Source organism: Kouleothrix sp., from assembly GCF_046328425.1.
Taxonomy (GTDB): domain Bacteria; phylum Chloroflexota; class Chloroflexia; order Chloroflexales; family Roseiflexaceae; genus Kouleothrix.
Genome location: NZ_JAXLWP010000036.1, coordinates 1 through 14,581, shown reverse-complemented (window position 1 = coordinate 14,581; position 14,581 = coordinate 1). Strand labels below are relative to the sequence as shown.

At 67.2% G+C, this 14,581-nt stretch carries 12 protein-coding genes; 3 read left to right on the top strand and 9 right to left on the bottom strand.

The genetic code is table 11. The features are described from left to right. Positions 1 to 18 precede the first annotated feature (18 nt). Positions 19 to 984 carry a helix-turn-helix transcriptional regulator gene (locus U0177_RS25490; protein WP_409573490.1) on the bottom strand — a complete coding sequence of 322 codons (966 nt, stop codon included), beginning with the start codon at positions 982 to 984 and terminating at the stop codon, positions 19 to 21. A 641-nt stretch (positions 985 to 1,625) separates the two neighbouring features. Here U0177_RS25490 and cas6 point away from each other — a divergent pair. Continuing rightward, on the top strand, positions 1,626 to 2,645 hold the full coding sequence (cas6, locus tag U0177_RS25485; protein ID WP_409573489.1) for a CRISPR system precrRNA processing endoribonuclease RAMP protein Cas6: 1,020 nt from the start codon (positions 1,626 to 1,628) through the stop codon (positions 2,643 to 2,645). A gap of 11 nt (positions 2,646 to 2,656) precedes the next feature. Here the strand turns inward: cas6 and U0177_RS25480 are convergent, their stop codons facing one another. Continuing rightward, the gene (locus U0177_RS25480; RefSeq protein WP_409573488.1) at positions 2,657 to 3,589 is read right to left on the bottom strand and encodes an undecaprenyl-diphosphate phosphatase; all 933 of its coding nucleotides are present in this window, start codon (positions 3,587 to 3,589) and stop codon (positions 2,657 to 2,659) included. Positions 3,590 to 4,475: 886 nt separating this feature from the next. On the opposite strand from U0177_RS25480, the gene U0177_RS25475 reads away from it, so the two are divergent. Continuing rightward, a complete protein-coding gene (locus U0177_RS25475; protein ID WP_409573487.1) occupies positions 4,476 to 5,192 on the top strand; it encodes a DNA alkylation repair protein in 717 nt (238 codons plus the stop codon). 14 nt (positions 5,193 to 5,206) lie between these two features. Here U0177_RS25475 and U0177_RS25470 read toward each other — a convergent pair whose 3' ends face one another. The 5 genes from U0177_RS25470 to U0177_RS25450 all read right to left on the bottom strand — a co-directional run bounded on the left by U0177_RS25470 (position 5,207) and on the right by U0177_RS25450 (position 9,474). Continuing rightward, complete coding sequence (locus tag U0177_RS25470) at positions 5,207 to 5,716, bottom strand: DinB family protein (RefSeq protein WP_409573486.1); 510 nt, start codon at positions 5,714 to 5,716, stop codon at positions 5,207 to 5,209. 11 nt (positions 5,717 to 5,727) lie between these two features. Beyond that, complete coding sequence (locus tag U0177_RS25465) at positions 5,728 to 6,012, bottom strand: DUF1905 domain-containing protein (RefSeq protein ID WP_409573485.1); 285 nt, start codon at positions 6,010 to 6,012, stop codon at positions 5,728 to 5,730. Between the two features lie 362 nt (positions 6,013 to 6,374). Then, positions 6,375 to 7,643: an acetyl-CoA C-acyltransferase gene (locus tag U0177_RS25460; RefSeq protein WP_409573484.1), complete on the bottom strand. Its 1,269-nt coding sequence runs from the start codon at positions 7,641 to 7,643 to the stop codon at positions 6,375 to 6,377. Between the two features lie 74 nt (positions 7,644 to 7,717). After that, entirely contained in the window at positions 7,718 to 8,500 is a 783-nt protein-coding gene (locus tag U0177_RS25455; RefSeq protein ID WP_409573483.1) for a CoA-transferase subunit beta, read from the bottom strand. 134 nt (positions 8,501 to 8,634) lie between these two features. Beyond that, positions 8,635 to 9,474, bottom strand: coding sequence for a CoA transferase subunit A (locus U0177_RS25450; protein WP_409573534.1), 840 nt, complete (start codon positions 9,472 to 9,474; stop codon positions 8,635 to 8,637). A gap of 861 nt (positions 9,475 to 10,335) precedes the next feature. On the opposite strand from U0177_RS25450, the gene U0177_RS25445 reads away from it, so the two are divergent. Continuing rightward, complete coding sequence (locus tag U0177_RS25445; protein ID WP_409573482.1) at positions 10,336 to 12,045, top strand: response regulator; 1,710 nt, start codon at positions 10,336 to 10,338, stop codon at positions 12,043 to 12,045. A gap of 100 nt (positions 12,046 to 12,145) precedes the next feature. On the opposite strand, the gene U0177_RS25440 is transcribed toward U0177_RS25445, so the two are convergent. After that, positions 12,146 to 12,601: a response regulator gene (locus U0177_RS25440; protein ID WP_409573481.1), complete on the bottom strand. Its 456-nt coding sequence runs from the start codon at positions 12,599 to 12,601 to the stop codon at positions 12,146 to 12,148. 64 nt (positions 12,602 to 12,665) lie between these two features. Continuing rightward, the coding region (locus U0177_RS25435; protein WP_409573480.1) for an ATP-binding protein at positions 12,666 to 14,581 on the bottom strand (1,916 nt) is incomplete at its 5' end.

Genomic DNA, 14,581 nt, shown 5'->3' with positions numbered 1-14,581 from the left:
GCCTGCGCGATGCGCCGTTCAAACGCCGCCTTCTGCGGCGATGCCGTACACTGCGCCGAGCCGCCGTACCTCCTCGATCATCTTCGCGCGCAGCCACGCCGGCTCCAGCAGCTCGGCGTTGCCTCGGTAGCGCAGCAGCGTCTGGACGATGAAGAAGTCGCTGCGGCCCTCGGCCTCAATGATCACGTCGCCGCTGGGCAGGCGCTCAACGATCCGCTGCTGCTCGAAGCGCTGGCTGATCTCGCCACGCGCCAGCACGGCGGCAAGCCGATAGCGGAAGCTGACGCCCTGGCGCGCATGCGCCATGTCGGGCGGCAGGCGCTCTAGGCGCTGAAACGTCTCGCGCTGAATGCGATCAATGCGAAAGTCGAGCATCTGGCGGCTATTGTGCGTGTAGGCGACCAGGTAGAAATGGCGCTCGTAGAACTCGATCTCGTACAGCTCGACTTTGTGATGAAGTGTCGCGCGTGCGCCGCCGCCGGCATGGTAGGCGAACGTCACCATTTGGCCCTTGCCGATCGCATCTTCCAGCTCGGCGATCAGCGCGCCGTATGGTGTGTAGTCAATCGCCGGCTGCACCGGGGCGCGTAGTGCCTGATGGCGCTGGTATGTGTGCCGGTCAGCTGCGCCAAGCTGGCTGGTCAGGCGCTCAAGCAGCGCGCGGATCTGCCCGGCCTGTGGGTGCCGCTCGCCAAATGTATCGCGGATGAGCGCGAGTGCGCGCAGATCCGCGCTATCGAATGCTGGCGCGCCGCCGCGCAGGGTGTAGATCGGTGGGCGAGTGCGGCTGATCTCAATCACAATCCCCAGCTCCGCTAGGTGCTTGACATCGCGATCGACCATTGGGCGAGCGCTCGCAGTGCGCGGGTAGGCGTCACCAAGCCGCTCCAGCAGCGCGTGCCGATTGAGCGGCCCATCACGCAGTGCTGCGAGCAGGGCGCTGAAGCGCCTGAGACTGAGGGTGAGCGGCGCGTCAACTGGCATCCTGTTCCTCTCTGCTGACTGAAGCTATATCTGATCATACTTCTTAGTACTTTGTCAAGAACGTTTTCCGCCACTGCAGGGCTCGTGCAATGTCGGCCCTCACCCCCCCTTCCCCTCTCCCGCGAGGGAGGGGAGAGGTATTGTTGGCTGTGTGGTGCGGTCGCGGCGGCGGTCGCCCTAACCGAATGTCTTCACCCCTCCCCTGACAGGGGAAGGGGTAGGGGGAAGGGTCGACAGACGTTGCACGAGCCCTGACAATGTCCACCACTGACGCCGACACGGAAAGCCCATAATGCGGGTTGCAGGCTCAATTTCCAGCAGCTTGTGAGAAAGTGGCGTTTGTCACGAGACTTTCTGGCGCGTTTTTGCCGCGCGCTGCGACTTCGCCCGGCGCGCGTACGAAAAATGCCGCCAGCTCCGTTCTATAAGTGATACGATCTTCCGCTTGATCACTTATTCGATTGTGTTGCACTGCGTGGCTTCGCCGCACGGTGCAACACAAAGAGCAGGGGCGGCGAAGCCGCCCCCGAACCCCCACCAAGTGTCAGTCATCAAGCGAATGCGGTGGCCTGCCGCGCGGCAGGCGTGGCGAGCCGCCGGCCAGATAGTGGCTAAGGGGGCGCGCGAAAGCGAGGCATCGAATGACCGAGACGCACCGGGCGGCGGATGGGGTGCTGGCGGGGCTGGATCTGCCGATCCTGCGCACACGCGTGACGCTGCGCCTGCTCGACGCCACCACCCTGCCCGCGTACAAGGGCGCGCTGCTGCGCGGCGGCTTTGGCTACGCCTTTCAGCGCGCCGCCTGCCCCCAGCCCTGCTGGGGCCACGCCGACACCTGCGCTGTCGGCGCGCTCTGCCCCTACCGCGCGATCTTCGAACCACCGCACCCGCGCGGCGTCGCGCACCTGCACGACCTGCAGGACATCCCCCGGCCCTTCGTGATCGAGCCGCCGCTCGACCACAAGCGCCAGTACGCCGCCGGCGACGCGCTGGAGTTCGGCCTCATCCTGCTCGGCAGCGCGATCGACCACCTGCCGTACTTTCTCTCCAGCTTCGAGCAGCTTGGGCGCATGGGCTTGGGGCGCGCACAGGCGCGCGCGCGGCTCGAGCGCGTCGAGGCGCTGCGCCACTGGCAGCCCACCGGCGTGGCGATCTACCTCGACGGGCGGGTGACCGCCGAGGCCGCGCAGCTCGAGACCGACGCGGCCGGCTCGCGCTACGACGCCAGCGTGATCGCCGCGCGCGCCGCACAGCTGCCGCCCGACCTGCGGGTGCAGTTCCCGACGCCGCTGCGGGTCAAGGCGCGCGGGGCATTCCTGACGCAGCTCGACGTGCCGGCGCTGGCGCAGGCGCTGTGCTGGCGGCTGAACGCATTGGCGACGTTCCACGGCGGCGGGCCGTGGGCAATCGAGCACCGGCAGCTCGCCGAGCAGGCGCGCGCGATTGTGGTCGAGCAGCCGCGGCTGACGTGGATCGACTGGGAGCGCACGTCGACGCGCGGCGGCGAGCCGCGAACGATGACGCTGGGCGGGCTGGTGGGCGGGGCCGTGCTGCGCGGCGTGCCGCCGGATGTGCGCGCGCTGCTGCTGGCCGGCAGCCTGGCGCACGCCGGCAAGGCTTGCGTGTTCGGCCACGGCAAGATCGAGCTAGCGCCATGCTAAAGGCCGCGCGGCTATGCCAGCAGGCCGGCGCCGAGCAGCCCGAGGATCAGCAGCCCCGCGATAACACGGTAGACGCCAAACGCCAGAAAGCTGTGGCTGGCGACATAGCGCAGCAGCCAGCCAATGCTCAGCCACGCGACCACAAACGCCACCAGCGTGCCAACCACCAGCCGCCCGAGGTCGTCGGCCGTCACCAGGTGTATGCTGCCGAGCAGATCGACGATCGTGGCGGCGCCGAGCGTGGGGATCGCCAGGTAGAACGAGAACATCGTCGCCGTCGAGCGGTCGAGGCCGCCGAGCAGGCCGCCGACGATCGATGCGGCCGAGCGCGACACGCCCGGCACCAGCGCGAAGATCTGCGCCGCGCCGATCGCCAGCGCCTGGCGCGACGACACATCTTCGAGCTTGCTGGCCGTAACGCGGCGGCGCAGCCGCAGCTCGACCACAATCAGCACCAGGCCACCGACAATCAGCGAGGTGGCGATCAGCGCCGGCGCCGCGAACAGCACCGCCTTGATCCACTTGCGCAGCGCCAGCCCGACGATCGCTGCCGGCAAAAAGGCCAGCAGAATATTCAGCCAGAAGCGCCGAGTGGGCGCGCGGGTCGGCAGCGCGCGCGCCTGGGCCAGCAGATCGCGCGCGTAGTACACCACCAGCGCCAGGATCGCGCCTAGCTGAATGAAGATCTCAAACGTGCCGCCGATATCTTGCGAGAAGTGCAGCAGCCGCGCGCCGATCAGCAGGTGCGCGGTCGAAGAGATCGGCAGAAACTCGGTGACCCCCTCGACGACGCCGAGCGTCACAACTTCCCACCACGTACGCACCGCGCCGCCGCTGAGCAGCAACCCCAGGCCGAGCACAATCACCGTGGCGCTGAGCAGCACGAGCGGCCCATAGCGGCGCGTGGGCGTGCGCGTGATCGCGAGCTGCATCGCCTTCAACATGGTTTCCTGTCCTTTCATCAATTTGCGCTGCCTGGCGCACATGCCTTGCCACGTCGAAACATCACGAGGTGGTTATCGAGCCGTATCGCCCTCTTGCAGGCTATCACACATCCGAACCGGGTTTGACGAAAGACGAAAGACGAAAGACAGCGCTGATTGTCTTCTGTCTTTCGTCCTTCGTCTTGAAAACATGAATCGAACCTGCCGTAACCTGCTCTTTGTGTCGATGAAGCTCGGCCATTGCGCTCGCACGATCAGTGCCGCCGCCCATTGTACCATCTACCAGCGTAGCACCAATATGTGGTTTTCACCGAAATCAGGCCTCGTGCAGCGGCTGCACGCTTCGTGCGCCGGCTGATTCCGTTCGTGCAGCGCGTGCACGCTTCGAGCAGCGGCTGATTCCTTTCCTGCAGCGCGTGCACGCTTCCTGCAGCGCGTGCACGCTTCGAGCGGCGGCTGATTCCGTTCGTGCAGCTGCTGCACGCTTCGAGCGGCGGCTGATTCCTTTCGTGCAATGGCTGCTTCAAACGCCTTTGCCGATGGCGGCAAACATGCAGCCGTGCCAGCCTTAGCGCCATGCGCGCATGCCTCAGGGCATCCCACAACTTCATTCGGCGCCACGAGGCATGCGCCACTGGCAATACGGCACGCGGCGGCGCGCTTTGCGCACAACCGCAGCGCAGCCGGCTCATACCAACTCCGTTTGATTACTTGTGTTTTCGGGCCCGGCTTGTGCCGGGCGCCGCACAAGAAAAGAATTTGGGGGGGGGCGGCCCCCCCCCCCCCGAACCCCCACCATAATCCAAGCGATCAGCCGGATTTCGTATCACACCGCTGTGCTACACTAGCAGCAAGAAGCACACACTGCAGAGCAAGGAGCAGGCACATGGCAACCGAATCACCCGACGCGGCGGCGATCGTCGCGCGCCTGGAGGCGCTGGCGAGCCCCGCCGATGCCGCCGGCATGGCGCGCTTCGGCATCCACGGCGCGCGTGTGCTCGGCGTTCCAGTGAAGACACTGCGCACGATCGCGCGCGAGACCGGGCGCAGCCACGTGCTGGCCGAGGCGCTCTGGGCCTCGGGCATCCACGAGGCGCGCATCCTCGCCAGCATCATCGCCGAGCCAAAGCGCATCGATCTCGCGCAGATGGAGCGCTGGGCGATCGACCTCGACTCGTGGGATCTTTGCGACCAGTGCTGCACGAACCTGTGGGTGCGCACGCCATTCGCCCGCGAGCAGGCGCTCGCCTGGAGCGACCGCAGCGAGGAGTTCGTGAAGCGCGCCGGCTTTGTGCTGATGGCGCAGGTGGCCAGCAAGGATCGGGGCGCCGGCGCCGAGCTGCTGCTGCGCTACCTTGCCCGCGCCGAGCAGGCGGCCGGCGACGAGCGCAACTTCGTGAAGAAGGCGGTCAGCTGGGCGATGCGCGAGATCGGGCAGCGCGGCGCCGCGCTCAACGCGGCGGCGATCGCGGCCGCGCAGCGCCTCGAGGAGTCGGATGCGCGGGCGGCGCGCTGGGTGGGCAGCGACGTGCTGCGCGAGCTGACGCGCGATCTGATCGCCCAGCGCGTGGCCCGGCGCGAAGAGCGTGCCGGCGGGCAATGATCGCGCGGCGCGGGCTACGCGCCTGGCGGCTGGGGCGCGCGCCCCGCAGGCGCCGAGCTGATCCAGGCGAGCTCGCCCGCTAGCGCGCCCAGGCGCTCCATAAGCTCGCCAACGTGCTGCTGAAGATGGCGGATCGAGTAGAGGTGCAGCTCGAACCTGGTAAAAGGCAGCCATGCGAAGCCCGACGGCGCGTCGAGCGCGATAGCCGGCACGTGTACCGCGACCTGCTGCCGGCAGAAGGCCAGGTACTCGAGCACAACCGCTTTTGTCGCCGGCTCGGCCGGCGCCGCCGGTGTGCTATGCTCGAAGCGGTACTCTTCGCGGTGCCCCGGCCAGGGGCGAAAAGTCTGCTGAGACCCCTGGGCGTACAGGTGCGTAAAAAACAGCGCGTGATACGCGACCTGCCAGAATGGGTTCGGATCATCCTGGCGATGCCAGAGCGCTTCGGGGCAGGCAATGATCGCCTGCTCGAGCATTTCGAGCGCGGCGCGATATTGCGAGGCGATCGCTTCGCCAAAATCCATACGCAACCTCCTCAACGAACTTCAAGCCGGACTCTCACGTCGTCGCCTTCCGCAAGGCCCTCGGCTTTGCGCACGCGCGCGTTGATCGGCACGATGTAGCGGCCATCCTTGGGGAACAGCGACGTCTGCCACTCGGTGCCGCCAATCCGCGCGCGCACCGGTATCATTCCCCAGCCATACGTCACCGCCTGGGATATCGCCTTGATCTCGCGGCACTGCTGCGCCGGAACAGAAACGAAATACCAGGGCGCCGGGCCGCGCCAGAACCAGATTGCGCCACTAAATTCGATATTCATAGGAGTTACGCACTTGCGTGCCTCGGCTTCCTGCAGGTACGCGATTGAGCCTGCGGCAGCATGGTACTCTGTGTGCGGTTGTTTCGCGCTCCGCGCGGAGCGCGAAACAACCGCACACGATACGGAGCATCGAATCGCTTTCCGAGTCGCTAAGAGGCTGTCTGAAAAGCCTATGTACCACCAAGGCACCAAGGCACCAAGCGGTACTCTGCGGAGAAGCACCAACACGACATACACGATCTTGGTGTCTTCGTGTCTTGGTGGTGACTTCTCAGACACTTTCTAAAAGTATCGCACCAAATGCGGCCGTAATCGGCCCTGATTGCGCCTGAGCTTTGAGAGCGGCGGCGCGGAAGGCCGGATCAATCGACGCGCTCGAGCACCACGGCGATGCCCTGGCCCACGCCGATGCACATCGTCGCCAGGCCAAACTGCACATCGGCGCGGCGCCGCAGCTCGTGCAGCAGCGTGGTGAGGATCCGCACGCCCGAGCAGCCCAGCGGATGCCCCAGCGCAATCGCGCCGCCGTTGACATTCACGCGCGGGTCGTCTTCGTCGATCTGCCAGGCGCGCAGCACGCCCAGCGCCTGGGCGGCGAAGGCCTCGTTCAGCTCGATCAGGCCGATCGCGTCGAGCGCCAGCCCGGCGCGCTGCAGCGCCTTTTGCGTCGCCGGCAGCGGCCCGATGCCCATCACGCGCGGCGGCACGCCCGCCACGGCCATGGCGCGGATCGCCGCGAGCGGCCTGAGCCCGTGGGCCAGCGCGTACTCCTTCGACACCAGCAGCACCGCCGCCGCGCCGTCGTTCAGGCTGCTGGAGTTGCCGGCCGTGACGGTGCCGCCCTTGAGGAACGCCGGCCGGAGCGCGGCCAGCTGCTCGAGCGTGGTATCGCGGCGCGGCCCCTCGTCGTCGACCACCAGCGCCGGGCCTTTGCGGCCCTGCACCGTCACCGGCGCGATCTCGGCGGCGAAGCGCCCGGCGTCGATCGCGCCGATGGCTTTCTGGTGGCTCGCGAGCGCGAAGCGATCCTGGGCCGCGCGGCTGATCTGGTACTCGGCCGCCACTGCGTCGGGCGCATGCTCGCCGGGCGGGGCCAGGTGCTGCCCGCGCGCGATATGCTCGGCGGTGACGCCGAGCGCGTCGGTGTGGCCTAGCGCCTCCATGGCAGGGTTGACGAAGCGCCAGCCCAGCGTCGTGTCGTACAGCGTCTGGTGGCCGGTCGCGAAGGCGCGCTCGGCTTTGGGCAGCGCCCAGGGCGCGCGGCTCATCGACTCGACGCCCGCGCCGATGTAGACGTGGGCCTCGCCAAGCATAATCGCGCGCGCCGCGCCCATCACCGCGTCGAGCCCCGAGCCGCACAGCCGGTTGATCGTGGTGCCGCCGGTCTCGGCCGGAAAACCCGCCAGCAGCAGCGCCATACGCGCGACATTGCGGTTATCTTCGCCGGCCTGGTTGGCGCAGCCCATGTACACATCCTCAACCTCGGAGGGCGGCACGGCGGCACGCTCCATCAGCGCGCGCAGCGCAAGCGCCGCCAGGTCGTCGGGGCGCACGGCGCTGAGCGCGCCGCCGTGCCTGCCTATCGGCGTGCGCACGGCCTCGATGATCCACGCCTCGTGCGGTGTAGCCATAATTTCCTCCTGAGAAGCTGTAGGAAAAGCGAGCGCGCAGGCCAACGCCGCCCCGCGCCTTGCGGGCGCACAGCTTAGCGATTGGCGGCCTCGCCGGCGTGGGCGCGCGCGGTGCGCGCCTGAACATCGCGCAGCACCGCCAGCTCGCGCTCGCCTGGCGGCGGCGTCTCGGCCAGCGTGGCGGCGAAGCGAATCGCCCAGCCGGTGTTGGCCTGCACCTGCTCGCGCGTCGCGCCTGGGTGCAGCGCGGCCACCACCAGCTCCTTGGTAGCCGGGTCGGGCCGCATGATGCACAGATCGGTGATCACCAGCGTTGGCCCGAGCGTGCGGATGCCCAGGCGCTGGCGGTGGTCGCCGCCCGCGCCGTGGCCGAACGAGGTGACGAAATCGACCTTCTCGACAAACGAGCGGCGCGTCTGCGGCATCACGATATACACCTGCCGGCAGCTGCTGGCGATCTCGGGCGCCCCGCCGCCGCCAGGCAGCCGCACCTGCGGCGCGGCGTAGCCGCCGATCACGCTGGAGTTAATGTTGGCGAACTTGTCGAGCTGCGCGCCGCCGAGAAAGCCGACGGAGATACGGCCGCCCTGCAGCCAGTACTGGAACATCTCGGGCACCGACACGGTCGTGCGCGCCGTCTCGCACAGCTCGGGGTCGCCGATCGAGAGCGGCAGCACGTCGGGCTGGGCGCCGATCGTCCCCGACTCGTAGATCAGCGTGATGCCGGGGGCGTGGGTGAGCCGCGCCAGGTTGCAGGCCAGGCTGGGCGCGCCGATGCCCACGAAGCACACGTCGTCGCTCGTGAGCGCGCGCGCTGCCGCGACGGCCATCATTTCGCTGGTGGTGTAGCTCATCATAGTCGCCTATCGTATGCTTGACCAAGCCATTGATTGTTGTGTATCCATTTTCCGCGCTTCGCGCGGAAAATGGATACAAATGCCGCTCTGCCGAAGGCTGAGCGCGCGAACCGCGTACGTTCTAGAACAAATGACTAGCGGGCGTTCTTGGCGCTTAGCTCCTCGTCTTTCATCAAGACATGTTCCTGCATCCAGGCCAGGAACGTCTCGCGCTCGCGGGCGATTGCATCCCACGCGGTGTAGAAGGCGTTGTCGCGCGTATAGTAGCCGTGGGCGTAGGATGGCCGCGCGCCGCCCGACGCCAGGGCGATCGCGCTCACCGCCCAGTGCGGCAGGATACAGCTGTTCGGGCTGGGCGCGCGCAGGTCGTCGGCAATCTCCTCGACGGTGACGAGCGCCCGGCCGGCCGCCAGCACCACCTCTTTCTGCACGCCGGTGATGCCTTCGATCAGCACATTGCCCTGGCGGTCGGCGCGCTGAGCGTGGACGATCGCCAGGTCGGGGCGCAGCGCCGGCACCGCCGCGAGCTGCTCGCCGCTGAACGGGCAGGTGATGAAGCGAATATTCGGGTTTACGCCCACCAGGTCGGAGCCAAGGTAGCCGCGCAGGATGGCGCAGGGCAGCCCGGCCGCGCCGGCGTGGTAGGCATTCGCCATCGCCGCGTGGCTGTGCTCCTCGAGCTCGATCGGCCGCGGCCAGCGGTTTTCAACTGCGTCGCGCAGTCGGTGCAGCGAGCCGACGCCAGGGTTGCCGCCCCACGAGAAGATCAGCTTGCGCGCGCAGCCCATGCCGATCAGCTGGTCGTAGATCAGGTCAGGCGTCATGCGTATGAGCGTCAGGTCACGCCGCTGCTGGCGAATGATCTCGTGGCCTGCCGCGAACGGAATGAGGTGGGTGAAGCCCTCAAGCGCCACGCTCATGCCGTCGTGAACATACCTGCCGATCGCCTCGGGCAGCGATAACACTTCGGTCATGCTATTCTCCGCGTCGTTCTCGAATGGCGCGGCGGCCGGGCCACCCAGCACACTATCCCAGCGCCAGCCGAGCGCCCACTCGGGCACACTATCAGACTTTAGAAGCTGTTTGAAAAGGGTGGTTTTAGACCCCGTCCCTCCAAGTTTCCATCTTCTGGCGGGCGGCGGCCACGAATGTGGCCGCCACCTGCCAGAAGGGAAGTGCGAGGGGCATAGCTCCTCGCGCACCCCCTTTTCAAACAGGCTCTTAGGGACTTGGAAATTGGTCATTATGCAACAGAAGGCTTGGAGGGTCTGCGACCCGCCAAAGGTATCCGTTTCGCGCTTTGCCAGAGCGCGAAACAGCATCTGCGGGGGCGCCAAAGCCGCCCCGCCCCCACCGAGAGGAGATTGTGGGGCCTGCGGCCCTCAGATCCCCACGATTGTTATTTCCAATAAAGTCTATTGTAGATCGGATCCTGGAAGAACAGCGCGTCGTCGGCGAAATACATCTGGGCGAGCAGGCGCGCGCCCCAGGTTGGGCCGAAGCGTGATGCGCTACATCAGGGTGGTTGCAGCAGGCTAGGGGATATGGTACACTTCGGCTGCTACGCGAAGCATGCCTGTGCATTTCGGGCGGGCGGCCGCTTGCTTGCACGGGCGGTTTGTCAAAAGCGCCGCCGGCCGTACGCTAGCCGGCAGCGCCCGCCAAGCAGCACGCGCAGGAAGCGCCGCGTGCAGGTTGCAGAGTGAGGCGAGGGTGCGCGCCAGCCCGCGCGAACCCCGGCCGGCTGCGAAAATGCGCCAGAGGACGCCCGCGCTACGGCTGCACACCCCTGGCGGCACCCAGCCTCGGCCCCATAGCAAGCGTATGATAGCGCCATGAGCACCCTACAGCGCTCGATCTTAATTGTCGACGACTGCCTTGAGGATTGTACCAGCTTCGAGCGCTTTCTGCGGCGCGACCCCGAGGCAGACTACCAGTGCTACAGCGCCAGCAGCGTAGCCGAGGGCCTTGCGCTCTGCCGCGCCCGCCGCTTCGACGCCGTCTTGCTCGACTACCACCTGCCCGACGACGACGGGCTCGAGTTTCTGGTCGAGCTGATCGCCGAGCACGGCCCGCACGTGTTCGCCGTGGTGATGATCACCGGCATCGGCGACGTAGCGGTGGCCGCCGCGGCCATGAAGCTTGGCGCGCAGGATTACCTGGTCAAGGGCTTGCAGCTCGAGCAGCACCTGAGCCTCGCGCTCACCAGCGCGATCGAGAAGGCCAGCCTGCAGCGCCAGGTCGAGCAGCAGCGCCGCGACCTTGAGGCCAGCAACGAGCAGCTACGCCAGACGGTGGCGACGCTGGCCGAGGAGCGCGCCCTGCTGGCGCGCCGGGTCGAAGAGCGCACCGCCGACCTGCGGTTCACCAACGCCGCGCTCGCGCGCGCGCTGCGCCTGAAGGACGAATTTCTGGCGAATATGAGCCACGAGCTGCGCACGCCGCTGCACGCCGTCCTGGGCCGAACCGAGGCGCTGCGCGAGGAGATCTACGGCGCGCTGTCCGAGCGGCAGCACGCGGCGCTCCAGAGCGTCGAGGAGAGCGGCCGCCACCTGCTCTCGCTGATCAACGACATCCTTGATCTCTCGAAGATCGAGGCCGGCAAGCTCACGCTCGAGCTGGAAGCGACGCCGATCGAGATGATCTGCCGCCAGTCGCTGCGCATGGTGTCGCAGATCGCCCTCAGCAAACAGATCGTGCTCAACTCAAGCGTCGACGGCGCCGTCGAGCTTATTCGGGCCGACGCGCGCCGCCTCAAGCAGATCCTCGTCAACCTGCTCTCCAACGCGGTGAAGTTTACGCCGGCGCGCGGCAGCGTCGGGCTCGACGTGCGCGCCGACGCCGAGCTCGACACCGTGACGTTTAGCGTGTGGGATACGGGGATCGGCATCAAGGCCGAGGATCTGCCGCGGCTGTTTCAGCCATTCACCCAGCTCGACAGTGGCCTGAGCCGCCAGTTCGACGGCAGCGGGCTCGGGCTGGCGCTGGTGCACCAGCTGGTTCAGGCCCACGGCGGCAGCATCCGCGTTGAAAGCACGCCCGGCCACGGCAGCCGCTTCTCGGTCACGCTGATGCGCGCGCCGCAGTTGCCGCACGGCCATACGGTGCTAGCGGCGGCGCACCCGGCCCAGCCTGCCGCAGCGGCGAACCCCAGGCCGCCGGCCGCAGGCTCGCTGATATTGCTGGCCGAAGACAACGCGCAGAACGCCAGCATGCTGTCCGAGTACCTGAGCGTGCGCGGCTACCGCGTGGCGCTGGCGCGCGACGGCAGCGAGGCGATTGCGCGCACGCAGGAGCTGCGGCCCGAGCTGATCCTGATGGACATCCACCTGCCGGGCATTAACGGGCTCGAGGCCACCCGCCGCATCCGCGCCGACCCGGCGCTGCACGAGATCCCGGTGATCGCGCTGACCGCGCTGGCGATGCCCGGCGACCGCGAGCGCTGCATCGAGGCCGGCGCCGACGACTACCTGACCAAGCCGATCGGCCTTAGCGCGCTGCTCGCCACGATCGAGGCTCACCGGCGGCCCACGCCCATAGAATAGCGCCAATGATCGCTTACACTTTGGCGGGGGTTTGGGGCGGTCACACAGAAACTTCGCGGCGGCAATGCCGCCGCGAACCCCCACGATAAAGCATAGGGTGCTAGCTTGCCGGGCGGGGCAGCACGACGCTGGTGAACCAGTACTCGCACAGCAGATGCAGGATCCGGTTCAGCTCGTTCATGTTCACCGGCTTGATCATGTAGCTGTTGGCGCCGGCGCGGTAGCACGCCTCGATATCCTTGGGGTTGGCAGAGGTTGTCAGCACCACCACCGGGATGGTGCTCAGGCGCGTGTCGTGCTTGATCTCGGCCAGCACCTCGCGGCCATCGGTGGCCGGCAGATTAAGATCGAGCAGAATCAGGCTGGGCGGCTTCCAAACCGGCGCCCCGGCGTAGGCGCCGCGGCCGTTCAGATGATCGAGCGCGTCGTCGCCATCGACGCAGCGCGAGATCTCGGGCACCGGGCCAACCTTGTTCAGCGAGCGCACGATCGCCTCGAAATCTTCATCGCTATCCTCGACCACCAGCAACCGAGATGTGGGGCGCTGCTCGATCATATTGACAACACCAGATGTGGTCTCCGGCGGCAAGGCGGCCGCCGGAAACGAGCTGCGCCGGGCGCTACTCTTCTTCCTGCAGCGTGAAGAAAAATGTCGACCCGACCCCCACTTGCGACTCGACCCAAATGCCGCCGCCGTGCCGCTCGACAATCTTTTTCGCGATCGTCAGGCCGGCGCCAGTGCCGCCGCCGAACTGGTCGCGCCCGTGCAGGCGCTTGAAAATTCGGAAGATCGTCTCGAAGTGCTTCTCGCGGATGCCAATACCGTTATCGCGCACGTAGAACGTGTGCCAGCGCGGCTGGCGCGCCGCGCCGCTGGCAGGCGGAAGGTAGCCAATCTCGACCAGCTTAGTGTCCTGGGTGTTGTACTTGATCGCGTTGACGATCAAGTTCTGAAACACCTCGCGGATGCGCACCCGGTCGCAGCGCACCACCGGCAAGGGGCTGGCGATCCGCACCTCGGCGCGAGCGAGGCTTGGCGAGAGCGTGTCGAGGATCTCGTGCACAAGCTCGGTCATGTCGGTCGGCTGCACCGCCAGGTCGACGCGCCCAACCCGCGAGTAGTGCAGCAGCGAGTCGATCAGCGTATCCATGCGCTGCACCAGGCGGATCATTGTTTCGAGCTTGGCCCGCCCGCCTTCGTCGAGCTGCTCGTGGTAATCTTCGAGCAGAAAGTAGGCGTAGTTGTGCAGGCCGCGCAGCGGCTCCTTGAGATCGTGCGACGCAATATAGGCAAACGCGTCCAGCTCGGCGTTGCTGCGCTCGAGGTTGGCGTTGATCTGCGCCAGCTCGGACATGCGCCGCAGCACGATCGTCAGGATGGTGTTGCGCAGCTCCACGGCCGCGCCGATCTCGGCCGGCTGCCACGGCGGCGAGCGCTGCGCCACCACCTGCTGCCAGGCGGCGAACGACTTGCGCGGGCTCACGCGCAGGCCGTCTTCGCTGCGGCTGACCGCCTTGGCCGGCTCGCCGCCCCAGCTGACTGTCTGGATGACCTCGGGCCGGAACCACAGCAGGTACTCGTTCTGCGCGCGCGAGATCGGGATGGCCAGCACGCCGCTGGCGGTGTCCTTGCAGTGCGCCAGGGCCGGGTTGTCGGCGCCGAGGCTGCTGGTCGCGTAGATATCAAACTCCGGCCGCACCGCCAGCCAGTCGACGAGCGCGCGGATGTCGTGCGCGTCGGGCGTGGCGCCGATCCGCTCGATCCGATCCTCAAAGCACAGCGCCGCGCCGGTCGCGTCGATGAGGTTGAGCAGGTTCGGCGGCTCGGCCAGCAGCGCGCTGTGCCAGGGGTTTGCCTGGAGCATGCGCTGGATGAGCTGGGCAGTCAAGTCCTTGATCTGGATGCTGTAGGCGTAGCTCTCGTCGTTCTCCTTGGCTGCGAGCTGCAGCGACACCGCCTGGCCGAGGAACTCGCAGGCGGCGCGCACCTCGTAGGGCACATAGCGCGGCGCGCCGTGGTGGCACGCGATCAGGCCCCACAGCTCGCCGTCCTTCACCAGCGAGATCGACATCGACGCGGCGACGCCCATATTCGCCAGGTACTCGAGGTGCACCGGCGACACGCTGCGCAGCACCGAGTAGCTCAGGTCGATCGGGGCGCCGCTGCCCGGCGTGAGCGTTGGCACGATATCGACTGGCGTGTAGCTCGCGTCGGGGATGAGGCGCAGCCAGTTGTACAGGTACAGCGCGCGGGCCTGCTTGGGGATATCCGAGGCCGGGTAGTGCAGGCCCAGGTAGGGCGTCAGGCCATCGGCAAGCGCCTCGGCCACCACCGTGCCATGGCCGTCGGTGTCGAAGCGGTAGATCATCACGCGGTCAAAGCCAGTCAGCGCGCGCGTCTCGCGCGCGACCGCGTCGCAGAAAGGCGTGATGCCGGAGGTGCGCTGGATCTTGGCGATGATCAGCTTGATCATGCGGTAGAAGTCGGGCGCGGGCTCGGCGCGCGGCCGGGCCAGCTCAAGCTCGAGGATCAGCA